Annotated in this window: 21 protein-coding genes and 1 pseudogene; 17 read left to right on the top strand and 5 right to left on the bottom strand. The window is 39.3% G+C overall.

Annotation, left to right across the window (positions count from 1 at the left end; all coding sequences use genetic code 11):
• The first annotated feature begins 179 nt into the window (after positions 1-179).
• The 4 genes from QUF86_RS23685 to QUF86_RS23670 all read left to right on the top strand — a co-directional run bounded on the left by QUF86_RS23685 (position 180) and on the right by QUF86_RS23670 (position 6,619).
• Complete coding sequence (locus QUF86_RS23685) at positions 180-719, top strand: outer spore coat protein CotE (protein ID WP_289317089.1); 540 nt, start codon at positions 180-182, stop codon at positions 717-719.
• A gap of 252 nt (positions 720-971) precedes the next feature.
• A complete protein-coding gene (gene mutS / locus QUF86_RS23680) occupies positions 972-3,605 on the top strand; it encodes a DNA mismatch repair protein MutS (protein ID WP_289335889.1) in 2,634 nt (877 codons plus the stop codon).
• Between the two features lie 23 nt (positions 3,606-3,628).
• Positions 3,629-5,569 (top strand): DNA mismatch repair endonuclease MutL, encoded by a 1,941-nt coding sequence (gene mutL / locus QUF86_RS23675; RefSeq protein ID WP_289335888.1) that lies wholly within the window; start codon positions 3,629-3,631, stop codon positions 5,567-5,569.
• 627 nt (positions 5,570-6,196) lie between these two features.
• Entirely contained in the window at positions 6,197-6,619 is a 423-nt protein-coding gene (locus QUF86_RS23670) for a DoxX family protein (protein ID WP_289335887.1), read from the top strand.
• A 384-nt stretch (positions 6,620-7,003) separates the two neighbouring features.
• Here the strand turns inward: QUF86_RS23670 and QUF86_RS23665 are convergent, their stop codons facing one another.
• Positions 7,004-7,657: a cupin domain-containing protein gene (locus QUF86_RS23665; protein WP_289335886.1), complete on the bottom strand. Its 654-nt coding sequence runs from the start codon at positions 7,655-7,657 to the stop codon at positions 7,004-7,006.
• Between the two features lie 443 nt (positions 7,658-8,100).
• On the opposite strand from QUF86_RS23665, the gene QUF86_RS23660 reads away from it, so the two are divergent.
• The 3 genes from QUF86_RS23660 (at position 8,101) to QUF86_RS23650 (ending at position 11,114) form a co-directional block, all read left to right on the top strand.
• Positions 8,101-9,993, top strand: coding sequence for an OPT family oligopeptide transporter (locus QUF86_RS23660; RefSeq protein WP_289317084.1), 1,893 nt, complete (start codon positions 8,101-8,103; stop codon positions 9,991-9,993).
• Complete coding sequence (locus QUF86_RS23655; RefSeq protein WP_289335885.1) at positions 9,983-10,342, top strand: PqqD family protein; 360 nt, start codon at positions 9,983-9,985, stop codon at positions 10,340-10,342. Before QUF86_RS23660 ends, QUF86_RS23655 begins: the two co-directional genes overlap by 11 nt.
• Before the next feature lie 163 nt (positions 10,343-10,505).
• Complete coding sequence (locus tag QUF86_RS23650; RefSeq protein WP_289335884.1) at positions 10,506-11,114, top strand: methyltransferase domain-containing protein; 609 nt, start codon at positions 10,506-10,508, stop codon at positions 11,112-11,114.
• Between the two features lie 102 nt (positions 11,115-11,216).
• Here QUF86_RS23650 and asnB read toward each other — a convergent pair whose 3' ends face one another.
• A complete protein-coding gene (asnB, locus tag QUF86_RS23645; RefSeq protein WP_289335883.1) occupies positions 11,217-13,106 on the bottom strand; it encodes an asparagine synthase (glutamine-hydrolyzing) in 1,890 nt (629 codons plus the stop codon).
• Positions 13,107-13,463: 357 nt separating this feature from the next.
• The gene (locus QUF86_RS23640; RefSeq protein WP_289336289.1) at positions 13,464-14,180 is read right to left on the bottom strand and encodes a GntR family transcriptional regulator; all 717 of its coding nucleotides are present in this window, start codon (positions 14,178-14,180) and stop codon (positions 13,464-13,466) included.
• Positions 14,181-14,468: 288 nt separating this feature from the next.
• On the opposite strand from QUF86_RS23640, the gene QUF86_RS23635 reads away from it, so the two are divergent.
• From QUF86_RS23635 to chbG, 5 genes are read left to right on the top strand one after another with little or no spacing between them, the layout of a single operon-like run.
• Complete coding sequence (locus tag QUF86_RS23635; protein WP_289317080.1) at positions 14,469-14,777, top strand: PTS sugar transporter subunit IIB; 309 nt, start codon at positions 14,469-14,471, stop codon at positions 14,775-14,777.
• Positions 14,778-14,781: 4 nt separating this feature from the next.
• Complete coding sequence (locus QUF86_RS23630; protein WP_289335882.1) at positions 14,782-16,131, top strand: PTS sugar transporter subunit IIC; 1,350 nt, start codon at positions 14,782-14,784, stop codon at positions 16,129-16,131.
• Positions 16,132-16,148: 17 nt separating this feature from the next.
• Complete coding sequence (locus QUF86_RS23625; RefSeq protein WP_289317078.1) at positions 16,149-16,496, top strand: PTS sugar transporter subunit IIA; 348 nt, start codon at positions 16,149-16,151, stop codon at positions 16,494-16,496.
• A complete protein-coding gene (locus tag QUF86_RS23620; protein ID WP_289335881.1) occupies positions 16,493-17,836 on the top strand; it encodes a 6-phospho-beta-glucosidase in 1,344 nt (447 codons plus the stop codon). The genes QUF86_RS23625 and QUF86_RS23620 overlap by 4 nt, the downstream gene beginning before the upstream one ends.
• Positions 17,833-18,564, top strand: coding sequence for a chitin disaccharide deacetylase (chbG, locus tag QUF86_RS23615; protein ID WP_289335880.1), 732 nt, complete (start codon positions 17,833-17,835; stop codon positions 18,562-18,564). Before QUF86_RS23620 ends, chbG begins: the two co-directional genes overlap by 4 nt.
• Positions 18,565-18,651: 87 nt before the next feature.
• Here chbG and QUF86_RS23610 read toward each other — a convergent pair whose 3' ends face one another.
• Both QUF86_RS23610 and QUF86_RS23605 read right to left on the bottom strand, forming a co-directional pair.
• Positions 18,652-19,833, bottom strand: coding sequence for an NAD(P)/FAD-dependent oxidoreductase (locus QUF86_RS23610; protein WP_289335878.1), 1,182 nt, complete (start codon positions 19,831-19,833; stop codon positions 18,652-18,654).
• Between the two features lie 35 nt (positions 19,834-19,868).
• On the bottom strand, positions 19,869-20,306 hold the full coding sequence (locus QUF86_RS23605; protein ID WP_289335877.1) for a helical membrane plugin domain-containing protein: 438 nt from the start codon (positions 20,304-20,306) through the stop codon (positions 19,869-19,871).
• Between the two features lie 1,206 nt (positions 20,307-21,512).
• Here QUF86_RS23605 and QUF86_RS23600 point away from each other — a divergent pair.
• The 5 genes and pseudogenes from QUF86_RS23600 (at position 21,513) to QUF86_RS23580 (ending at position 25,827) form a co-directional block, all read left to right on the top strand.
• The gene (locus QUF86_RS23600) at positions 21,513-21,968 is read left to right on the top strand and encodes an SMI1/KNR4 family protein (RefSeq protein WP_289335876.1); all 456 of its coding nucleotides are present in this window, start codon (positions 21,513-21,515) and stop codon (positions 21,966-21,968) included.
• 121 nt (positions 21,969-22,089) lie between these two features.
• Positions 22,090-22,796 (top strand): annotated as a pseudogene (locus QUF86_RS23595) (response regulator transcription factor).
• A complete protein-coding gene (locus QUF86_RS23590) occupies positions 22,793-23,077 on the top strand; it encodes a hypothetical protein (RefSeq protein WP_289335875.1) in 285 nt (94 codons plus the stop codon). Before QUF86_RS23595 ends, QUF86_RS23590 begins: the two are co-directional and overlap by 4 nt.
• Positions 23,078-23,312: 235 nt before the next feature.
• Positions 23,313-23,939: a hypothetical protein gene (locus tag QUF86_RS23585; protein ID WP_289335874.1), complete on the top strand. Its 627-nt coding sequence runs from the start codon at positions 23,313-23,315 to the stop codon at positions 23,937-23,939.
• 565 nt (positions 23,940-24,504) lie between these two features.
• Positions 24,505-25,827 carry a sensor histidine kinase gene (locus QUF86_RS23580; RefSeq protein WP_289335873.1) on the top strand — a complete coding sequence of 441 codons (1,323 nt, stop codon included), beginning with the start codon at positions 24,505-24,507 and terminating at the stop codon, positions 25,825-25,827.
• Positions 25,828-25,986: the final 159 nt, after the last annotated feature.

Below are 25,986 nucleotides of genomic sequence, written 5' to 3'. Positions count from 1 at the left end.
TTTTTATATTGCGTAAATCCTTATACAGCGCCCATTCGTGACACATATCCCAAAACATGCGCATAAAATAACCTAGGTTTAAAACATTACTGCAGTTTTCAAACAAATAAAATTCTACGCACACTAGACTTTTACCACGCATAGGATGAATGGAAACTGTATGAGGAGGGTTCGCTAGCATGTCACAATATAGAGAGATAATTACTAAAGCGGTGGTGGCAAAAGGACGTAAATTCACAAAGTCCTCTCACACCATTTGCCCGGCTCATCATCCTTCTAGCATTCTAGGTTGTTGGATCATCAACCATAAATACGATGCAAAGAAAGTCGGCAAAAAGGTAGAAATTCACGGCAGCTACGAAATCAACGTCTGGTATTCTTATAACCATAATTCGAAGACGGAAGTTGTAACTGAAAAAGTGCAATATACCGACGTGATTTCGCTGAAATACCGTGATCCCGATTGTCTTGATGACCATGAAATTTTTGCAACAGTTGTCCAACAGCCGAATTGTTTAGAAGCTTGCATCTCCCCATGTGGACAAAAAATCATTGTCCATGTGGAAAGGGAATTCTTTGTGGAAGTCGTCGGCGAAACGAAAATTTGTGTCGCTGTTAGTCCAGATGGCCGCTGTGAGGATGACTGGGGCTCTGATTTCGATGATGAGGAATTTGAAGATTTAGATCCGGATTTCCTTGATGAATTCGAAGACGAATAGAATATAGAAAGTAACTACCGGATGACATTCCCTTCATCCGGTTTTATTTAATTTGAAGTCGGACAGGACCCTTGCAGGCATAACGATGAGAAACCAAAAAAAGTTTGCAGATACTGCAAGCATACAACAGTTAATCTCACAGGATAATTGATTTACCATTCAATTTCGAATTCAGGCAATGTTGCTTTCCCGTATGTTATAATGAAGGACATAAATGAGTAATAGATTTTAGTTTGGAAAGGTTTTGAAGGAATGGCTGGATATACTCCGATGATACAGCAATACTTAAAAATTAAGGCAGAGTACCAGGATGCCTTTTTATTTTTTCGTTTAGGCGATTTTTATGAAATGTTTTTTGACGATGCACTGAATGCATCCCAGGAGCTCGAAATCACATTAACGAGCCGAGAAGGTGGTAGTGAAGACAGAATTCCGATGTGCGGCATTCCGTATCACTCGGCTGCTAATTATATTGATATATTGATAGAAAAAGGATTTAAAGTAGCTATATGTGAACAGACTGAAGATCCCAAGCAAGCCAAAGGTGTGGTACGCAGGGAAGTTGTCCAGCTGATTACTCCGGGAACGAAAATGGATAGTAAGGGTCTTCGAGAAAAGGAAAATAATTATATTGCCACCATCACTTATTTTACGGATGGGCAGTTTGGCTTTGGATACAATGATTTATCGACCGGGGAAAACAAGGTCACTTTGATTGAGAGTTTTGAAGAAGTTCTGAATGAATTTGCCATCCTTGGTGCGAGCGAAGTGGTCATAGCTGAAGATTTCAATGAAGAATGGAAAAAAAAGCTGCAAGAACGGGGCGCTGCCGCTTTATCCCTAGAGAATAATTTGGTTCAAAGCGAGTCATTCGTTGCATTGCTTCATCTGTTAAAAGACCAGAAACTGGCAACGACGACCACACGTTTATTGAATTATCTATACCGTACTCAAAAGCGCAGCCTGGATCATTTACAGCCAGTGCTTGCATATGAAACGTCACAATATATGAAAATTGATTATTATAGCAAACGCAATTTGGAATTGACGGAAACCATTCGTTCCAAAGGTAAAAAAGGCTCATTACTATGGCTGCTTGATGAAACGAAAACAGCCATGGGCGGAAGGATGTTGAAGCAATGGATTGATAGGCCGCTCATTAATAAAAAACAGATCGAGCGGAGGCAAAGCCTTGTTGAAACCCTGAAAAATCAATACTTCGAACGGCAAGACTTACGTGAACGGCTGAAGGAAGTGTACGACTTGGAGCGGCTTGCCGGAAGGGTCGCCTTCGGGAATGTAAACGCTCGAGACTTGATTCAATTGAAACGTTCATTGCAACAGGTGCCAATCATTCGTGAAATCGTGAAGTCAATGGCTTCCAATCAGGATATTTCAATTCTTGCCGATAAATTGGATCCTTGTGAAGAAGTGACGGATTTGCTTGAAACGGCGCTTGTAGAAAACCCGCCATTGTCCGTGAAGGAAGGGAATATCATTCAGGACGGTTTCCATAAGGAGCTGGATACATACAGGGATGCCAGCAGAAACGGGAAAACCTGGATTGCACAGCTGGAACGCGAAGAGCGGGAACGCACAGGGATCAGATCATTGAAAATCGGATATAATCGTGTTTTTGGTTATTATATTGAAGTCACACGAGCCAATTTGCATCTGCTAGAAGAAGGGCGTTATGAACGGAAGCAAACACTAACGAATGCCGAACGTTATATCACACCTGAATTAAAAGAAAAGGAAGCTTTGATTTTACAAGCAGAAGAAAAAAGCGTCAGTTTGGAATATGACCTATTCCTTAATCTTCGTGAAGAGGTCAAAAGCTATATCCCGCGCTTACAGGATTTAGCGAAAGGCGTCAGTGAACTGGATGTCCTGCAGTGCTTTGCGACGATTAGCGAAGAACGCCATTATGTGAAGCCTGTATTTTCTGATGATAGAAGAATCGTCCTGAAGGAAGGCAGGCATCCAGTGGTCGAGAAAGTCCTTCAATCACAGGAGTATGTCCCCAATGACTGCTTTATGGATGGGGAACGGGAGTTACTCTTGATCACAGGGCCCAATATGTCGGGGAAAAGTACGTATATGCGTCAGATTGCGCTAACATCGATTCTAGCGCAAATTGGATGCTTCGTGTCCGCAAGTATAGCTGAATTGCCTATTTTTGATAAGGTATTTACTAGGATTGGCGCGGCTGATGATTTGATTTCCGGTCAAAGTACATTCATGGTCGAAATGCTTGAAGCAAGAAATGCGATTATGAATGCGACAGAAAACAGTTTGATATTATTTGATGAGATCGGGCGGGGAACATCAACTTACGATGGAATGGCGCTTGCCCAGGCCATCATTGAATATATTCATGAGGAAATTGGAGCCAAGACCCTCTTTTCGACTCATTATCACGAATTGACGGTATTGGCATCAGAACTGCCTAAATTGAAAAATATCCATGTCAGTGCTATTGAGCAAAATGGAAATGTCGTTTTTCTTCATAAAATTAAAGAAGGTCCAGCGGATAAAAGTTATGGGATTCATGTTGCAAAGCTTGCTGATTTACCGAAGCAGTTAATTGATCGGGCGGCAGCCATTTTAGCGCAATTAGAGAATGAAAATGGACAAGCAAAGGCGATGGCTGAACAGCCCGCTGCTGTTGTCAAAGCACCAATTGCCGAAGCTGAAGCCCCTCCTGAAACATCCGCCAATGAGGCACAGCTTTCCTTCTTTGGGGAAGAGGCTCCTAAAGGGAAAGTGAATTCTTCACCTAAGGAAAAAAAGGTGCTGGATGACATTAAATCACTCGATATCCTTGAAATGACGCCGCTTGAGGCGATGAATATCCTTTATAAATTACAAAAGAAACTTAAATGAGAAAATAAAGCGAGGCGATAATAATGGGGAAAATCATGCAGCTTGACGAGGCTTTGTCCAATAAAATCGCAGCTGGCGAAGTTGTGGAACGCCCAGCCTCAGTCGTTAAGGAACTAGTGGAAAATTCAATAGATGCAAACAGTACCATAATAGAGATTGAATTGGTGGAGGCTGGACTTGGTTCCATCCGGATCGTGGACAATGGCGATGGGATTTTGGCCGATGACATAGAGGCAGCATTTAAACGTCATGCCACAAGTAAAATAAAAGATGAAAATGATCTCTTCCGAATTCGAACACTTGGCTTTCGCGGTGAAGCAATGCCCAGTATTGCTTCAGTTTCCCGTTTCGAATTGAAAAGCAGCACGGGGGAAGGTGTAGGGACGCGCATACTTCTTGAAGGCGGCATGGTTAAGGAACTCGAGGCTTCATCCAGCCGTAAAGGAACGGATATCCTGGTTTCCGACTTGTTTTACAATACTCCTGCAAGGTTGAAATATATGAAGACCATTCATACCGAGCTAGGAAATATTACGGATGTCGCTAATAGGCTCGCACTTTCGCACCCGGATGTTTCAATACGGTTATCACACAATGGGAAGCGTATCCTGCATACGAATGGTAACGGGGATGTCAGGCAGGTGCTAGCTGCAATCTATGGTACGAATATCGCCAAAAAGATGATTCCGATTCAGGCAAGCTCCTTGGACTTCAAATTATCCGGATATATCGTTATGCCTGAGATCACCCGGGCTTCAAGGAATTATATATCAACCATGATAAACGGCCGCTTCATTAAAAACTATGCACTCGTGAAAGCGATCTTGGATGGGTACCATACACTTCTTCCAATTGGCCGTTTTCCAATCGCTTTGTTGAATATTGAAATGGATCCGATTCTTGTCGATGTCAACGTACATCCATCCAAAATGGAGGTAAGGCTCAGCAAGGAACAGGAATTGTACAGTCTCGTATCAGAAACGATTAAATCTTCCTTTAAAAAGATATCTCTAATTCCAAGTGGATATACACCTGCACCAAAGCCGGAACAAGTGAAAAGTGAGCAAACTACGCTGGAATTGGACCATGTCGTGGAAAGCGGGAAGCGCGTACTTGAAGAAGCCAGGAAAGAAGCTTCACTCTTGAAGGATACCTTGATCCGGGAAAAGCAGGACGAAAAGAAACATATGGACCACGTTGAAGATTTCAATCACGAACCAATAAAGGAATTAATCTACAGCAACGAGCAGCAACAAATGGCAGATACCTATATACCGGTCTTACAAGATGATGAAAGCAAACCATTTTTCGAGTCGGCTGAAAAGTATACAACCTATACTGTCGAACAAGAGGAAGAAATCGAGGGGAATGAACCGGATAGTCGAATCCCTCCCATGTACCCAATTGGACAAATGCATGGAACATATATTTTCGCCCAAAACGAAAAAGGTTTGTACATCATAGACCAACATGCTGCCCAGGAACGGATCAAATACGAATATTTTAAAGAAAAAGTCGGACGGGTCGAAAACGAACTACAAGATATGCTAGTCCCCATCACCCTTGAATTTTCGACCGACCAATGTATCCGGATAAATGAATATCGGCATGAGTTGGAAAAAGTCGGAGTCTATTTAGAAGAGTTTGGCTATAACGCCTATATTGTCCGATCGCATCCACAATGGTTCCCTAAAGGAATTGAACAGGGAATCCTTGAAGAAATGATAGAACAATTGCTATCGATGAAAAAGGTCGACATCAAAAAATTGCGCGAAGAAGCAGCTATCATGATGAGCTGTAAAGCCTCCATTAAGGCAAACCGCCATCTGCGCAATGATGAAATTCAAGCACTATTGGATGAACTAAGACGGACAACCGATCCCTTCACATGCCCTCATGGAAGACCAATCATCATCTCTTACTCCATTTATGAAATGGAGAAAATGTTTAAACGGATCATGTAATTAAAAGCAATGGAGAACCTTTATGTAGCAGGGTTCTCCATTGCTTTTTTAGTTAAAATTAGTTATTTATTGTCTAATAATTACAAACGGTGGGGGGCTTATTAGTTTAATATTAAATAATACTGTTTCTATAATTCAAATATGTTTTTATATTATAGGGGCAACAGTTGCTAATCTTACTTTCAAAAGTGCAAAAAAAGGACTACTAAATTCTGTTAATACAGAATATCAGAAAAGAGTAATGGATCATTTAGAAGCGCTGTCGGATTTGCTATTTTCTGAATTTGATCCTGATTCCGATTACTACTGAAGAAAGTTAAACAAATTATTTTAAGCATCCATTCATTGGGTGCTTTTATAAATTAAAAGGAATAGCCTCCTCTTGTCGAATGATTTATATTCAAAATGAGAGGGCGATTCATGATGAACTTTGAAACGAAGTATTTAATTCGGTGGGGGAATCCAGGTTGGGTATTTATTTTATTTACCTACGTCTCTTATCTTTCATGCGGTCATAAACTTTTTTTAGGTACCAAGTTTACTGTAACTCAGTAATTAGGAGTTAGTCATTTGGAAAGTTTGGAACCTGAATAAGTTTCACTTGAAACAATTAGGAGGAGGAAACAAATGAGTAAGATTATCGGTGCGGAAACAACCGCGAAAGTAGAAACCCAGCCTCGAGGAAAAATGATTGCTTATTGGTCAGTCACATTACTACTCGCAGCAGCTGTTATGTTAAGTGGTATCGGGCAACTTATGCAATATGGGGGAAACATCGAGTTAGTGACGAATCTTGGTTACCCATTATACGTCTTGACCATTCTCGGGATTTGGAAAGTGCTTGGAGCCATCGCTCTGGTTGTGCCAGGTGTTCCTCGGCTTAAAGAATGGGTTCACGCTGGTATCTTCTTTTTAATGACTGGTGCGGCTTTATCTCATGCGTTTGCTAACGATTATGGTGATTATGGGTTTTCTATTATCCTACCGCTGACATATGCTGCATTAAATATCGCTTCGTGGGCGCTACGTCCGAAGAGCCGCAAACTTTAGGAAGGTGGTGAAAATAACGGCAGTCCCTTCGTACCATCAATAGATCTCTACTGTAGAAAATAATATTTTGAACACCACTGAAGCAATAGAAATCTTACAGTGCTCTAGACAAAACTTAAACAACTTAGTTAAAAGAGAAGCCATCACTCCAATTAAGGACTTGCCTAGAGACCGGTTGTTTTTTTAAGAGGATATAGTAAAGCGTAAAGATTATATGGATAAGAAGAAGGAAGCATCATCCTAACCGATGGTGCTTTTTACTTTGGAGAAAGAAGGGTGAGCTTGATGAAGGTTGGAAGAGTGAGGGGGAAATAAAAAACGACCCATTAAAGGGTCAGATAAAAGGAGCCCAAGCATAGGCTAGTGAGTTCCCGACACTTATCTTCAATAATAATAATACTGGGGATTAGGTTGGAATTGATAGTTGGGTGCAGGGGCAGTATACAACTGGTTATCATAGTGATTAATATATTGCGGATATTGCTGAATGTCTTCTTCGGGCGCTCGGTGGCAGTTTGCTGGCGGACCGATGAATGTTGATGGTTGGACCGGTGCAATTGCTTTTTTCCATTGGTTTTCATCCATGCAATACGTATGTGCCATAATATTTGCAGGTGTCAATTTCAAGATATCCGAACCGAGGATCACCTCAGGTGTTGGTGCATTAAAAATGGCCAGCAGATGAGTGTTATCAGTATTAGCCACTTCATAATGCCACCAACCTTGTGGAACATTGGCTACTTGACCGGGTTTAATGGGATAATTTTGTATTTGCTTAGTAAAAGGATTAAGTAATGAAACGGTTGCAGCTCCAGTAATGCAATACACTAGCTCTGCAGCATTTTGGTGATAATGCGGTTCTACGACATTGTTCTTACTAAGGTAAATATCTAATAGTGAAACATTTTCGAGTGTGTTCAATTGTTTGATACCTAAAACATTTATATAGTTTTGATTGTCTTTTTTCATTAAATTGCTTTGATTAACATCGAAAAAATATTGTGTGGATGGTGAGGTATAGTCCATATAGGAGACCATGAATGTATCATTCCTTTTCTAATGAGTTCATTTTGCAGGATATGTTAGATTTCAATGTAATGTGCAAAAACCCAGGGTTATTTGCCTATGGTCCTAATGATCGTATATGATCCCTGCCTATCTTTTAGGAAAGGACACAGATTAAATTATTATATAATAGCCTGTTGAATTGAATGCAAATGAATCAATTGACTATAAAACACAATTAGATGAAGAAGGTTTAGGAGTCCCTTGTGATCCCGCCATAGTATGAAAGAGATGCATTGATTTGGTGTAATATTAGATAAATATTATTTTTATATACTATAAAACCGAAACTGCTAAACTGAATTTTTGATATAATCAAACTTTTAACGAGCAGTATTTTTCCATTGCGTGTCTTTAAATTACAGTGATATAATGTTCTCTGTGATTTTAAAGTTAAACATAGGAAGTGGCTAAAATTGTCGAACAATTCAAAAGAGAGTAAATTCGTTCCGTACGTCTCTGCATCTAAATCTCTACCGGAATTAACTGCAACTGCAATTATTCTAGGGATCATTCTTGCAATCGTATTTGGGGCGGCAAATGCATACTTAGGCCTACTTATTGGGTTGACTGTCTCTGCTTCAATACCCGCAGCGGTAATTTCAATGGCTATCTTAAGAGGGGTTTTTCGCAGGGATTCAATATTAGAAAACAATATTGTGCAAACGATGACCACGGCAGGTGAGGCTATTGGTGCCGGTGCTGTATTTACCATTCCAGCATTATTCATGTGGGACATGGACGTGAGTCAAGCATTCATCATTTTCGTTGTATTAACTGGAGGATTTTTAGGGGTCTTCATGATGGTTCCCCTTCGCCAGCTTTTGATTGTAAGGGAACATGAAACATTACCTTATCCTGAAGGTACGGCATGTGCCGAGGTCCTGAAGTCAGGAGAAAAGGGTGGTACAAGCGCGAAATTAATCGGAGCCGGTTTGGTTATCGGCGGTGTGGTTAAAGGACTTGGTGATGGGTTTAAGCTCTTCAAGACAGAGGTTGAAACAGGAATCACGAATTTTAAAAATGCAGTGGTTGGTCTTGATGCCTTTCCTTCCCTTTTGGGTGTAGGTTATATTATTGGACCGCGTGTTGCAGGACAAATGCTAGGTGGGGGGTTATTAGCCTGGGTCGTTCTAATACCGGCCATCAGCTTTTTTGGCGGCAGCAATGGAACAGCCATTTTCCCTTCTGATGTACCGATTGGTGAATTGGATGCATGGGGAATTTGGGATAATTATATACGTTATATAGGTGCTGGTGCCGTTGCGACTGGCGGATTGATCACATTGATCAAAACATTACCTATACTTTTCAGTTCAGTTATTGATACTCTTAAAGGAGTAAAAGCCAATAAAGGGCAACTTAAATCAGGTTCAATTCGTACTGAAAAAGACATACCGGCTAAATATGTTTGGCTGGGAACGATCATTGTTATTTTAATCATTGCTTTCACACCAATAACTGATGTTGGTATCATTGGTGCGATTGCAATTGCGATTTTTGGATTTTTATTCGTGACGGTGGCTTCAAGGGTTGTTGGAATCGTCGGAAGTTCTTCTTCCCCGGTTTCTGGAATGACGATAGCCACACTATTGATTGTAGCGATTGTCTATAAAGCTACTGGTTTTACTGGGACGACAGGAATGGTAGCCGCTTTAACCGTTGCTGCGATCATTTGTACAGCACTTGCGGTTTCAGGTGATGTTTCTCAAGATTTAAAAACAGGGTATATCGTGGGCGGAACACCATGGAAACAACAAGTTGCCATGATGATCGGTGTCGTTGCGTCTGCTTCTGTCATTGGTTTTATCCTGGTTCTAATGGATAACGCTTATACGATGGGATCTGCAGAACTACCTGCACCTAAAGCGGCACTAATGAAAATACTTGCTGAAGGTGTTCTTGGGGGAGATTTACCTTGGACCCTTATCTTTATCGGTGCGGCTATTGCCATAACATTAGAGTTTTTCGGTCTGAATTCACTTGTTGTTGCAGTCGGCATATACTTGCCGGTTCATACTAGTGCGCCAATCATGATCGGTGGGTTTATCCGTTTCTTCGTTGAATTCTTCTCGAAAACAAAAGAAGCGCTTAAAGCACGTGTTGATAGAGGTGTATTATTTGCATCTGGTTTAATAGCAGGTGAATCATTGATTGGTGTACTTATTGCCATATTGATTGCAGCAGGTGTCCAAGTCCCGGCTGCGGCTAAATTAGCCAGCAATTTGATACCTTTCTTACTATTCCTTGCTCTAGCTGGATTGCTTTGGTTCGTATCTAGCAAAGGGAAAAAAGAAGATGCTTCGTAAACGCCAATCAAAAAAGAGGAACCTGTTAACTATGGTTCCTCTTTTGGAAAGACGCGTCACTATGGAACAAGAATCCCCGGAAGCAACTTTTTTAGTCATTCAACGGACCAATTTCTTGGAACGAATTACGATTCGTTTCTTTAAACAACCATCAGTCCGGAAAATCAAGCTTGATAAGTTTGGGGCATTTGCCATTAAACAAATGGAGTTCCAAAGCAATGTCAATCAGATTTCTGAAGCGATGAGTGAACACTTTGGTGAGGAAGCGGAACCAGCCTTACCGCGATTGATGAAATTTCTGGAAATCCTGGAGGTTCATGACTGGATTATATGGGATGAAGAAGAATAATGAAAAAAAGCTGAAGCTCTTTTTGATGCTTCAGCTTTTTTTATTTTAATGAATATGTAACTAAAGCAAAATCCAATTAATTGTCTGGACATTCATATAACAAGACTTTACCCTGGATAAGATCACCTTTATTGAAAAAAACATGAAGCAGGTGCATATAACAATGGAAGAAACGAATTATGATGAAATACTGAACATCAAAACGGAAGGTGAACAAAAAAATTTCAATGATTCTTTGCATTATCACCGATACGAGCCTACGCCATATCCCGCATTAGAACATTTATTCAAAAAATATCCACTGAAACGAAATGATCGCATTGTGGATTTTGGATGCGGTAAAGGACGGTTGAATTTTTTTATCCATCACTTATATCAATCATCTGTGGTTGGCGTGGAGATGAATGAAAATTTCTATAAAGAAGCGATCGAGAATCTGAATGGCTACATGAAGAAAAGTAAAAAAAACTATGGCAATATAGAATTCCAATGTTGTTTGGCTGAAGAATATGATATTGATACGAAAGACAATCGTTTTTATTTCTTTAATCCGTTCTCTGTACAGATTTTCATGAAAATCATCAATAACATATTGCTTTCCTTTGAAAAAGAACCGCGCCAAATCGAGCTGATTTTATTTTATCCTTCACAGGATTATATTTTTTTCCTCGAAAATCAAACCGCCTTCGAGATGAAAGACGAAGTGATGTTACCTGGCTTGACTGAATCTAATCCTTTTGAGAAATTCGTCATATACCAATTGATAAATTGAATGGATATTAGTTTCTTAATGATAATCAAGTAAATATAAAAAACACCCAAGCAATGTTTCATGGATGCTTGGGTGAAATGAATGAAAAAGCATAAGGGATGTTTAATGTACAGCATATTGTAAAATCTTTTGAGGCTGTGGCTCATATTGTTTTTCTATATAAATTTGATGCCAAATCATAAAGGTTAAAATGGTCCAGAGCTTCCGGCTGTTGTCCGTTTTATTATTTACATGGTTTTCAAGTAATTTCATAATTTGCGGTTTGTTAAAAAGGTGGTCAGTTGGGCTCTCCTGGATTAACCTTACTGCCCAATCGTATAATTCATCCTTTAACCAATGGCGTATAGGAACTGGAAAGCCTAGCTTCTTTCTGCTCCATACATGTTCCGGCACTATCCCACGGGCAGCTTTTCGGAGCATGTATTTGGTCGTTCCATTTCTTACCTTTTGATCCACGCTAAGTTTTGAAGCCGTATCGAAAACGCATTTATCCAAAAATGGAACTCTTACCTCTAAAGAATTCGCCATGGACATTTTATCTGCTTTCAATAAAATATCACCTTTTAGCCAAGTTTGAATATCAATGTTTTGCATTTGGGTAATAGGATCATATTCTAATGCACTTTGATAGATGGGATTTGTCACTTTTTCATTTTCTAATCCGTTGCGATAATTCACTAATAAAAGTTTTTTCTCTTTCTCGCCGAATATGTTTGCGTTTCCAATATATCGTTCGTCCAAAGGTGTAACTCCGCGCTCTATAAAACTCTTTCCTTTAACCCCTTCTGGCAAAACAGAGGAAAGTGCCTTCAACACGTTGTTCAACGGAGCTGGTATATAGGAAAACATGCGCAGGGAATGGGGCTCCCGGTATATATTATATCCGCCGAATAACTCGTCTGCACCCTCCCCGGACAAGGCGACCTTGACATGCTTTTTAGCTTCCCGTGCGACAAAATATAGCGGAACGGCAGCTGGGTCAGCTAAAGGGTCATCCATATGCCAGATAATCTTTGGAAGTTCTGCCAAGAATTCTTCAGGACTTATGATATAACTTATATTTTCTACATTTAGAGCGGCTGCCGTTTCCTGTGCAACGTTTATTTCACTATATCCATCTCTTTCGAATCCTACAGAGAAAGTTTTGATCTTAGGGTTAATCTGTTTTGCGATGGAGCAGATAAATGATGAATCAATCCCTCCTGATAGAAAAGATCCAACCGGTACATCACTTCTCATATGTACGTTCACGGAGTCCATTAAAGTTTCTTGTATTTCTTTTATGACCTTTGAATCTTCTATATTGGAAGGGCGAAAAATAGGTTTCCAGAACTTTTTTATCTCCATTTTCTTTCCGGGCTCTTTAGTGAAATAATGTCCAGGAGATAACTTGTTAATGTTTTTGGAAAGGGTGGATGGTTCGGGAACATATTGAAAACTGAGAAAATGCTGTAATGAATTCACGTCCAACTCTTCATTCATTGCTGTCAAGATACTCTTTTTTTCTGATGCGAAATATGTGACATCATCTTGTTCACAGTAGAAAAAAGGCTTGATTCCAAAATGGTCCCTTGCACCAAAAAGTTTTTGCTCGAGTTTATCCCAAATGATAAAAGCGAACATGCCGCGCAGTTTCTGGAGGGTTTGCTCTTTTTGGCTACTATAGAGAGCCAATATTACCTCCGTATCAGAATCCGTAGTAAACTCGTATCCTTCATCAGTGAGTTCTTTCCTTAGTTCAATATAATTATAGATTTCGCCATTAAAAATGATCCAATATCTTTCATTTTCATATGAAAGAGGTTGGTTACCATTATCTATATCGATTATGCTTAATCTCCTAAATCCAAAATTCACAAATTCATCAAAAAAATAACCTTCATCATCCGGGCCCCTATGGGTGATGATCGTGTTCATTTTCTTGATCGTGTCTTTCATATTTGAATTTATGGCTTTCGGATATTTTTGAATACATCCAACAAAACCGCACATAAAATCCACCCGCCTAATTATTTAATGGTAAGAGATTCCCCAGTAACTTTTATCAAGAAATATAGGTATAAAGTTTGGATATCAACATAAGTAGTAGAATATCTCTAGTCTACTAGGTTAGATTATAATACCATATTTGTCAATTTTACTCATTTGATGAATTAATTTGTAAGTATGTTTTTATTGTGGTCACAATGAATCCAATCAGTAAAAAAAAGAGGCAATCGATATGATTGCCTCTAAACGCATATTAAAAAACACTTAACATTAACCTGAGCATAAGGGACAATCCAACTGCAATAGATCGAAAATGCCGAAAAAAATGGGCTGCCTTATCCGACTCCTTGTATTTATTAATCAATAGTTCCGTTCGATGACAAAGTGTGCACGATCGCCTCTAAAGAGAGTTTTAGAGAATTCAATGACCGATCCATCATTCTCATATGTGTAAGTTTCTAATGAAAAACAAGGTGAACCGTTGGGTACATCCAATTTGTCAGAAATGGAATCGTCGGCTAGTGAAAACTCCAAGTGTTCGACCGTTTTTTTTACTTTTAAATTGAATTGTGTTTCAAGTACTTTAAAGAGTGAGTGTTCACAGGCTTCGATATTTAGCCCGGGAGTTTTATACCATGGGAGATAGGCAATTTCATATTGAAGGGGGATGTCGTTTACGTAACGTATCCGTTCCAGTTTGTTTACTGGGTCTCCAATATTTTGTTTAAAAAGCTTGGCAAGGGTAGCGTTTGCTTCAATCACCTTTAAGCTAATGACCTTTGTGGAAGGATTTTTTCCTTGCATCGTGACTTGCTCAGAGAACTTTTCAACCGTGCTTGAAAGGAATTGCTTCACTTTATTTTCCGAAACGAAAGTCCCTTTGCCTTGAACACGGTAGATATAGCCTTCGACGGTCAATTGCTGTAAGGCCGTGCGAACTGTTGTCCTGCTTACTCCGTATATTTTACAAAACTCAGCCTCAGTCGGTAATTTTGTATTTGTTTGATATTCGCCATTTTTTATGAGATCGATGATCGATTCCTTAACTATGGAATGCAATGCCGCTTCTTTATTCATGGTTTCCACAGATGATTCCTCCTATACTCATTCCAATATATACATATAGATTATCTCGGATAAGTTCAATAATCAACTTTAAATCACAAATTTGTAGTAACAAATTAAAATTTGTGTTGATATTTTTTTGATTTGTAACTACAATGTATGTATGGAGGTAATAATACCCATATTATAAATGTTTCAAGGGAAGTGATAAAGCAAAGGAACATCGTTCATTACAAAATTACGGTTTAATTTTTCTTGAAAATACTGAATAATCAATTATTAAAAAGGGGGGTACTTTAGATGAATATCTTATTATGTTGTTCGGCAGGGATGTCTACTAGTTTATTAGTTACCAAGATGGAGGAAAGCGCTAAAAAACAAGGGGTAGAGTGCAATATATGGGCTGTTGGTTCTACAGAGGTGAACAATGAAATGGATAAGGCTGATGTAATTTTATTAGGTCCGCAGGTTCGATATCTTCTTTCCAAGTTACAGGAAGCGGGAAAAGAAAAGGGAATTCCGGTCGCAACCATCCATCCAATGTTCTATGGACTATGTAATGGTGAAGAAGTACTTAAACAAGCCACTACTTTAATAAAAGGAGAATAAGGATATGATGACTTTTATTGATAAGTATATTATGCCCGGCGCTGTAAAATTAGGAAATAACCGGCATCTGCTCGCGATTCGTGACGCATTGATTGGAATGATAGCGATTACAATGATCGGGTCATTCGCCGTCCTGTTCAATAATCTTGGGCAAGTCATCAAGCCTTACGGAAGAATGATGGAGGCCATTTTCGGTCCTGCATGGAATACGCTAGGCGGTGATATTTGGTTTGGAACTTTTGCATTCATGACGGTATTCGCTGTATTCGGCATTTCTTATAAACTAGCAAGGTCATACGGTGACGATGGTTTTGAAGCGATGCTGGTTTCCGCGGCCTGTTTCTTCCTATTATTGCCTCAAATCGGAAATGTCACTTTAACCATCGATGATAAGGATGTTACAGGAGGGGCATGGGGTTTCGTAAGCGTGAACTATTTTAATGCCACGGCCCTATTTACAGGAATAGTCGTAGCCTTAATAGCAACCGAAATATTTGTGAGACTTTCCCGAGTTAAATATTTAGTCATTAAATTGCCTGATGGAGTACCTCCAGCGGTAGCCCGTTCATTTGCAAAGTTAGTTCCGGGTATGGCAACAATCTTTGTCGCTGGTGTGTTCGGACTGCTATTCCGTAAAGCTACGGATGGTCAGGTACTGAATGACTGGCTTAGTAAAGTGATTGTATCCCCCTTACAAAGTGCTGTAGATTCATTGCCATTCGCTATTTTACTAGTCTTTCTTGTTCATTTATTATGGATGATCGGTTTGCACGGTCCAAATATCCTTGGAGGGATAACGACACCGCTTTTTGAAAGTTCTGGAGTGAAAAATATTGATTTATATGCACAAGGTGTCAAAGACATGGACCAATACGGGGTATTGGCAGGTTCTTTCCTGGATGCATTTGTTTATTTAGGCGGATCTGGTGCAACATTGGGCCTCATCATCGCAATGATCATTGCCGGTCGGAAACGTTATAAACAGATGATTGCACTCGGTGGGGCTCCAGGGGTGTTCCAGATTAATGAACCTATTTTATTCGGTTTGCCTATCGTGCTGAATCCAATGTGGTTCATCCCATTTGTTCTCGGTCCGGTAATTACAACGGTGATCTCTTATATAGCGGTAAGCAGCGGAATGGTTTTCCCGATCGTCGCTAAGATCCCGTGGGTTACCCCACCGATTGTGGGTGGATTCCTGGCCACAGGCGGACATGTATCTGGAGCGGTCTTGGCTGCTATCAATCTAGTCATTTCAACAGCTATTTATTTACCATTCGTTTATGCTCAAGTGAAGATAGACACCAAAAATGAAACAAAGCTTACAAAAGATTCAGAAACGCTAAGCGTTTAAGAAAGTAGTGATGAAAAATGGAAAAAGAAGAATTATACCAGCTATCCTTTCAATTGATTTTATATAGTGGGAATGCGAGAAGCTTTGCAATGGAAGCGTTGCAGGAAGCAAAGAAAAAGAATTTTGATTCTGCCCGTTTGAAAATCGCCGAGGCCGAAACGGAATTACTGCAGGCCCATAAATACCAAACTCAATTAATCCATGCCGAGGCGGGCGGGGACCATTTTGATCTTCCCATCATCCTAGTGCATGCACAGGATCATTTAATGACGGCGATGACAGTAAAGGATCTTGCAATGGAAATGATCGATCTACGCGAAGAATTCTTACATGCAAATGTTGTGAAGGAGAGGACTGCCGAATGAGCAAGGGGCTGAAGATTGTCACGATTGGCGGAGGATCGAGCTATACGCCAGAACTGATCGAAGGTTTCATTAAATATCATGAAGAACTTCCCGTGAGTGAAATTTGGCTCGTGGACATCGAAGCGGGGAAGGAAAAGCTTGAAATTGTCGGGGATTTGGCAAGAAGGATGATTGAAAAGGCCGGTGTGAATATTGATGTCCATCTCACTCTAGACAGAAAGAAAGCGCTTAGAGGGGCGGATTATGTAACAACCCAACTGCGGGTTGGTCAGCTCGCAGCAAGGGCTCTTGATGAAAAGATTCCATTGAAACACGGAGTGATTGGACAGGAGACGAATGGACCAGGCGGGCTTTTCAAGGCTTTTAGAACGATTCCCGTCATTCTGGATATTGCTCGTGAAATGGAGGAGTTATGTCCGGATGCATGGCTGATTAACTTCACGAACCCTGCAGGAATGGTAACGGAAGCAGTTCTGCGTCACAGTAATATTTCCAAGATCATCGGCCTTTGCAATGTTCCGATTGGCATGGAACGAGGTGTTGCGGATTTGATGGATGTCGAGCCATCAAGAGTCCGGATCGACTTTGCTGGTTTGAACCATATGGTTTACGGCTTGGATGTATTCGTTGATGGGGAGAGTGTCAAAGATCAAATCATCAATCTGATTACAGATCCAGCTAAAGCCGTCACGATGAAGAATATCCATGCAATGGGCTGGGAGCCGGAATTCCTTAGAGCGTTGGACCTGTTTCCGTGTCCATACCACAACTACTATTATAAAACGGGTGATGTACTGGCCCAAGAATTGAAGGATGCTGAAAAAGGGGAAACACGTGCTGAGGTCGTTCAAAGACTTGAAGCAGGATTATTCGAGCTTTACAAAGACGAGGATCTGGCTATCAAGCCGCCGCAGCTTGAAGAGCGCGGAGGTGCGTACTACAGTGATGCGGCTGTACGGTTGATTTGCTCGATGCATACGGATAAGCGTGATATTCAAGCGGTAAATACCGTCAACCATGGTGCGATTGAAGGCATCCCGTATGGATCGGCTATTGAAACCAGTTGCGTGATAACTAAGGATGGTCCCAAGCCAATCAATGTAGGCGAGCTTCCAGTCGCCGTTCGCGGTTTAATTCAGCAAATCAAATCCTTTGAAAGGGTAGCCATCGAAGCTGCGGTATCAGGTGACTATGATACTGCATTGCTAGCCATGACGATTAATCCACTCGTTCCAAGTGATCGGGTAGCGAAACTTATCTTAGACGAAATGCTTGAGGCACATAAAGATTATCTGCCTCAGTTTTTTGATAAAAAGGAGTTGCAGGATAATTTATCATGATTGAGGTCCTTGTAAATGCAGATGATTTCGGGTTAACTAAAGCGGTGAATTATGGGATTTTGGATAGCCACAAATATGGAATTGTCAATTCGGCAACGATCATGATGAATGCGAAAGCAACGGAGCATGCGATTGAAATCGCAAAGAAGACACCGTCGTTGAAAGTAGGTATACACTTAGTGCTGACATGGGGAAAACCTTTGTTGAGCGACGTGCCGAGCTTAGTTGACGAATCTGGTTTCTTTAAGAAGCAAGGTTTGGTATATGGTGACCCTGCCGGTATTTCCTTGAGCGAATTGGAGAGGGAGTGGTCAGCACAGATCGAAAGATTCTTGGAATTCAGTCTGTTACCGACTCATTTCGACAGCCATCATCATGTACACGGGATAACAGAGTTTCTGCCAGTTATTCAAAAGCTATCCGATAAATACGGATTGCCAGTGCGTAATGCCGGAAAGCACCTTGCTGGGGTTCAAACCGTTACAGATGTGTTCCTGGATGACTTTTATGGAGAAATGGTGGTTGAAGACTACTTTCAAAACCTGAAGGGAAGGGTAATGGATGGGGAAAGCGTAGAGATAATGACTCATCCTGCTTATATGGATGAAGAATTGATGAAAGTTTCCTCTTATAATGATAAACGCATAAAAGAACTCCGGATTTTGACAAATGCAAAATTACCAGAGGGATTTTTCCTTAGATTCAGCATCAACCAAGTTAAGATTTGATTTTAAATTGTAGCCCTTTAATTACAAAGAGGACCATTCATCAAATGATGAATGGTCCTTTATAATTCATGATTGCTTTATCTAAAATTAATAAGCCAAACTGAATAGGGCTTTGATGTGTGATAGATAGCGAACATTACTTGCTTCTTTCATCAATGTAGCCGGCAGACCTTTAAGGGAAGTGTTATTGGCCCCAACGGTTGCCACCGCATCCTTACGGCCAAGGCTCGCAAGTGTACCTGAGTTTACTGGTGAAAATTCTTCAAGTTTCTTGCCTTCAAAGGCTGCATATAGGTTGTATCCAACAAGCTCACCCATTTGCCAAGCATTTTGTGCAGTAGGAGCGTATGGACGGCCGCCTTCTGGAGGGAATGCAACGGCACTGTCCCCGACGACGAAAACGTCATTATGGGATTTGGATTGCAAATACTCATTAACGGTTGCTTTGCCGCGATCCACTTCAAGGCCTGATTCGCCTACGATAGGAAGAGCTGCGACTCCGCCTGTCCAAACAAGCGTATTGGCAGTTATCGTTTGTCCATCTTTCAATTCGATTTGGTTTCCTTTAACACCCGTAACAGGCAGACCTGTCAAGAATTCAACGCCGCGTGCTTCCAAGCTTGTCATGGCACGTTCGATTAAGTGATCAGGCAGGACCGGAAGGATTTTTGGACCAGCTTCCACAAGCTTGATTTTCAAGTCCTTGAAGTCCACTCCGAACTTTTTGGCGATTTTAGGGAAATGATCCACGATTTCACCGATTAGCTCGACGCCCGTCAAGCCGCCGCCGCCGATTACGATTGTTGCGTCGGCTTCATTATTCGTTTGTGCATATTCGCGGATGCGATCTTCGATATGTTTGTAAATCTTGTTTGCATCATTTACGGATTTCAAGACCATGCTGTTTTCCTCAAGTCCCGGAATGCCGAAGAATCCTGTTTGGCTTCCCAAAGCAACAACCAGGGCATCATAAGATAAAGTGGAGCCATTGGAAAGCTTCACTTCTTTTTTATCGACTGAGAAAGACTCCACTTTGGAAATGGCAAGGTCGATATCTTTTCCTTTGAAAAGTTTTTCCAAAGGAATGGAAACAGCTTGTTCAGAAATGGATCCGCCTGCAAGACGGTGCAATTCGGTGATGATTTGGTGCGTTGGAAATTGGTTCACCACTGTAACCTGCACTTCATCCTTCTTGTAATATTCACGTACGGATAAGGCAGATAGTAATCCAGCATAACCTGCACCTAAGATGACGATTTGTTTTGACATAGTTAATCCCCCGTTCTTACTGAAAGTTTATCAAATTATTTTTGGTTTTTACGTTCTGAAGAGACTTCAAGAAAAGCTTGGGCGAAACGGAAAAGTTTTTGTGCTTGCGGATCTTTCATCATTCTTAACAGACCAAAAAGACCAATCACATCATTATTCACTTCAGCACGATCCTTAGCTTCGATGGCATTAGCCGCAAGCCCTTTCACTGAACCGACTACAGGTCCTGCGATCTCCGAAATGGCGCTGACCGTATCATTTTTCAAAACATCATCAGTCGCTACTGATTGAGCGAATTCATAAGACTTTGTTAAAATATTCACTAACTCAGTCAGCTTTGGTAACTGCTCAACTAAAGTGTTCAAGGATTCCTGAACCTCAGGCTTTAAAAGCTGATCTAGGATATCCAATTGTTCTTGGTTTGCAGAAATATTAAATGTTTCATGTTCAGGTTTTGAGACTACATCTACCATATCTAATTCCCCTTTTAAACTTAATTATTTTGTTTTATGTGTTTTCCGCCGATACTACTAATCATACGACTCTAATCCCTTAATTTCAAATATATTTTTTGTGATAGGAATATAATTTTATAGTTATTATTAAGAGCTAGTAGGTGGATTTTGCGATTTATCTTAATATTCCAAAAAAATATTAAGATTATTCTGGTTTTAATACCTTAAATATCGCCGTTTATTAGGGACATTTAACTTTTTTTATATAAGATAACGATTGTGATTCACTTTACTATAAGGGGTGGCTTGTACTATAGCTTGTCCAAGTAATTAATGACGGCTACATGCAGCTATTACACCGTGATCAATCCTAAATAGACATCTTTAGTTTCACATGTATGTTTGTTGTACTATAATGTCCATAATCTTTTAAGTTGCCATGCAAGTATGAAACCCAAGAATATTTTATCTGATTTAGGGTAAATAATATTATCGAATTGGAGATGATGCCCTTGGTAGAACGCAGGATATTAAAGATCCGTGGAGAAGTTATTGAAATATCCTCCAGGTATTGTGAGAAATACAGAAAATGGAATTGCACTGCTAAACTTCCTGATAGTTCCATAATAGCTTATTGCCGTGATAAGAATAAGCTTCGTGCTGAGACAGTTTCTATGAGCAGGTTATTAATTACTTATGATGACTATAAAATTGTATGAGATGTAATGGGATTAATAAATAGATAGGGAAAAGGCGCACAACCTCGAAGATGATGGTTGGGCGCCTTTTTTATTGAATAATATTTAATGCTAAGTTTCATTTATCTGCGAAATCGGGAATATATCTTCGAAAATGGAGATATATCATCGAAAACTCCTAATTAATCTACGAATTATACGATTTATCGATTTTTCGACAAAAACTCTTTTTTAAAAAAGCTATTTTATTAATGAAAAGCAACGAAATTGTCAAAAAAAATATCAGAAAATACTGAAAAGGATAGTAAAATTATGTTAATATATTCAAAAAAGTGTTATTTTCTAACTAATAATGAATAATTTATTGTTAAGGACATTCAATAAGAAAAAGGAAAGTTTAGATTACCAGAGTGCAATGCCATTTGACTGTGTAGGACCCGGCCCATTTTATAAGCAGGTGAAATGGCCTTAAAGAATAAGATTATCAATTGTTTTTGCGACAATAAACTGAATAGGAGTTGGTAGAATGGTTAGAATTAAGGGATATGGAAAAGCGACACAAGAAGCAGTGAATAATTTTCAGAAATTTGTGGGATTTGAAATCCCTGCGGATTATAAACAATTTCTTCTTACCCATAATGGCGGCACAACTGCAGTGCAAAACAGTAAGTTTTATGTAGATGCATTAGACACACTCGTTTGCTTAAATGTACTTTATGGGTTAGAGCTTCAGGATAAAGAACTGGATTTACAGAAATGGCATGAAGAAAACAGAGAAGACTTACATAAGAATTGCATTATCATAGGCAATGATACGTGTGCAGGTAAAATCTTGCTGATAGATAACGAAGAGGAAAAGGGAGTTTACTTCTGGGATCAGGGGTGGTATTCCGATCCATCAAGCCAGGATGAAAATATTTATAAAGTTGCAGAGAGTTTTAAGTCCTTCATTGAGGGATTGAAAATCCCGGAGGAAATCTAATTTTATTTGAATCCCCTTGATTGGCTCAGACCATTCAAGGTTTTTTATTGTAAATTCAATAACAAGATTGATGATATGCAAGAGTGATAGTAAGGATTGTTATGTTAAAGAGGTGAAGAAAATGTATAAAATCTTATTGATTGAAGACGATGTCAAAATAGCTGGAATCTTGGTCAATTATATAAAAAGATATGGATATGAGGTTTTTGAAGTTAAGCAATTGGACAAAGTATTTGCGGAGTTCCAGGAGATAAGGCCAGATTTGGTTTTATTGGATATCAATCTGCCATATTATGATGGTTTCCATTGGTGCCGACTAATAAGGACGGTTTCAAAGGTTCCCATCATATTTATCTCTGCAAGGACAGATGAAATGAACCAAGTCATGGCCATTGAATATGGGGGAGATGATTATTTAACAAAACCGTTTCATTTGGAAGTGGTACTAGTGAAAATAAAGAGCGCCCTACGCAGGGTTTATGGTGAATATGCTGAAATATCTTCATTCCAACAACAAGTAAAGGAAATGGATGGATTAACGCTTTATACGGAAAAAGCATGATTGAATATCAACACAATCAGGTAACGTTAACTCAAAATGAGTTGAAATTATTGAGTTGTTTACTACGACAGTATGACACCATAGTCTCGCGTGATGATTTACTTGAAGCACTTTGGAATGATGATTCATTTGTTGATGACAATACATTGACTGTCAATGTCACTAGAGTGAGGAGAAAACTTGAGGATATTGGCGCCACGCATGCCATAACAACCAGTAGGGGAAAAGGATATCGACTAAAAATAGCGCAAGGTGAAGAAAAGTGAAGCTAAAATCCTACATTAAAGACCGTCTTTATTTTATATTTTATACTGTCCTATTGGGAAGCCTTCTTATTATTGCTTATGCATTAGCCGTTTTGGAAGCGGGAAATCAGATATCGATCTCCAATATCATCTATTTATTTATTCTCGCGTTGTTTATGATGTTACTATTTTTAGCGATAGATTACATAAGGCATTACCGTTTTCTTAATCAGTTAGTAAGGATGAAGCAAGAACCCAGCTTGACGTTTGAATATATGGATTCAAGATCCTTTACAAAGTAAATATGACAGGTGTGCCCATTACTCACATGCTTCCCCATATGAGAACGGGAGAACCCAGTGAAAATAGGTCATTATTAATCTCGGAAAGTGATTATAACAAAGCGGCAACTTTGCGAAAATTAGATTCCGCAAAGTTATCTGGAAAAGAAGCGTTGGAGGGGGACTGGATTATCAATTCGTCCAAAATGGCGAGCAAAAGGAGCTTCACTATGGTAAACAAATCATACGGGTTACAATGGCGGGTCAGCGCAATCATTCCATAATCGCTCCCATCAAATCAGCAACCACACTGATGGTGGTCGATGATCAGCTGTATAATGAAATAACTGCTGATATGCCTTTAAAAGAGATGGTAAGAGTACGCGGGTACGAAGTGAAAGATTGGGAAGAATCGATGGAAACCTCTGGGAAAATCGAAAAAATGTCTAACAATCCTGACCATCAATTGCAAACAAGAGCACCTATTTATCATAAAATGAAACAAGGAAGCATATTGATCTTATTTATCGGTTTGTTTGTCAGTTTATTATTCTTTATCGTCCAAGGAAGCATGATGTACCTGCGGGTTTTTACGAATTTAGAAGATAAGAAGATCCAAATTCATGCCCTTCATCGATTGGGTCTAACAAAAAAAGAAATACGGCAAATTTTAAGTGCGGAAATACGCATCCTCTTTTTCGCTCCTTTTGTGATAGGGATGATGCATGCCATAGTTGCCTACGTGGCATTAAGCAATTTATTGGGCTCCAATTTGTTTAGTTATTCGGCCATGGTCATCGCTACATATTTTCTTCTTCAACTGCTATATTATCAAGTAACTAAAAAAATGTATGAGCGGGCAGTCACCAATGCGATTAAATAAAGCTATCATAATGGAATCAGGGGATAATCCTCTGATTCCATTTTTCATTAAAAGGAAAACTTCTCTTTTGAATTGGCGTTTCCCATAATGATAAATCGGTTAATATGTACTATTGAAAGAGGGTTCTTGCACCTGAATATGAAAAATGTAAATTTTGGTTTGATTTTACGGATGGAACCTCTAGATTCTTGTAATATTTTCATATAAAGGGTAAAATTATTTATTTCATGAGGAAATATCGAGTTCGACGACTTTTGATTTTCCATTTTCTTATATGAAATTATATTAATATAATAAACTATATAGGTAAAAAAATGTTTTATTAGAAATATTTAGTATTGGATTTAATGTAGATTAAAATTTAAAAAGTTATCAGGATCAAAAAAGTGGCGAAACTATCAAAAAAGAAGTGGGTAATCTGTTAATTACTTGATAAATTATAGTATTATATACCTGCAGTTATGGAGAATATTAGATTTTTCTCTATTTCTTTGTCCCTTTATATAGTAAACTCAAAATAGGTTCGTTAACTTTTAGCTGCTAGAGATGAGGTAAGTTTAATCCTATGAAAAATAAAAAGTTAAGGGCATTTCTTTATTTGAGTATTCTTTTATTAATTGTTTTCATTCTTCTAAATATGTTTTCTACATATTTAAGCATTAAAAATTCTGTGCAAAAATCCGTTGCTAATCAAAACTTGGTAGCTGCTAGATCTATTGCCGACTCAATGGATGTAGAGGCCTATCAGCGATTTCTCGATAACCAAGTAAAGAGCCGGGAATATAGGGATATAAAAGCTTACTTAGAGGATGCCCGTGAAAAAATAGGAGCATTATATGTTTATACAATCATGGTTGATAACCCGAAAGTATCCAAAGCCATGATTACTGGATTTTCTAAAGATCATAAAGGCGATTTTCCTATCGGTGGCGTATGTACTGTTCCTTCGGAGCAGGTCAAACAGGCGTATGAAGGCCAAAGCTTTATTACCGGGATTCTGGAAGACCCCGAATATGGGGAGTATTTGACTGTGGGTGTGCCAATGAAAAATCAAGATGGCACCATTATTGGTTTTTTGGGCATTGATGTGAGCGCAGAAGATATTAATGCCATTAACGGAAAGGTATTGAAAAGCAGCATTGCCATCCTTGTATATAATGGGGGATTTGTTATCATGTTGCTGGTTACCTTTTTTGTCCTTCAAAAATGGTATCAAAAAGAACTGACACGTGAAGTCGGGGATACGGAAGATACGTACCATTCGGAATTTCAATCGCTCATTGCTTCAGTCCGCTCATTAAGGCATGATTTTTCCAATCATATTCAGGTGATACATGGACTGCTTAAATTAGAGGAGAACTCAAAAGCGCTCGATTATTTAACTGGCCTTTCAAAAGAAGTGCACTCGATTGAATCGATGAAATTGGATGTGATACATCCGGGCTTATCAGTCCTGTTAGAGACGAAAAGGCTCTCGGCCCAGAATTATAACATCGATATCGAGATTGATGTTTCACCAAAATCCTTCAATCGGGTCAAAACAATCGACTTGATTAAACTATTATCGAATGTCATCGATAATGCTATCGAGGCAACGATTGAATTGCCAGAGCATGAACGCCGAATGAATATTGCCTGCAAAGCTGATGATGAGAAGTATACGTTTATGGTCACTAATACGGGACCGATGATTTCCGAATTAGATCAGGAGAACATATTCGCCAGCGGATTTTCTACCAAAAAAGCACAAAAGGGAAAAATACGCGGGCAAGGATTGTTCATCGTTAAAGACTTGGTTAACAGATATGATGGAGAAATTCATGTAAAATCCACTGAAAAAGAAACGACCGTTACGATGATGATACCTGTAAATGGAAGAATGGACTAAAAGGGAAGCACAATATTGATAATAAAGTATGATTCCTCATAAAAAAGAAGGAATCATACTTTTTTTTGCAAATTTTTTTACCGTTCTCGGGATTATATTCTGTAATTATTGAAAAGCGCATGTTTATTTTTACTTAAGAGGTACCCATACAGCATTTTA

Origin of the sequence: Peribacillus sp. NJ11 (assembly GCF_030348405.1) — a bacterium.
Classification (GTDB): Bacteria; Bacillota; Bacilli; order Bacillales; family DSM-1321; genus Peribacillus.
The sequence above is the reverse complement of the archived record's forward strand: the minus strand, read 5'-3'. Positions and strand labels throughout refer to the sequence as shown.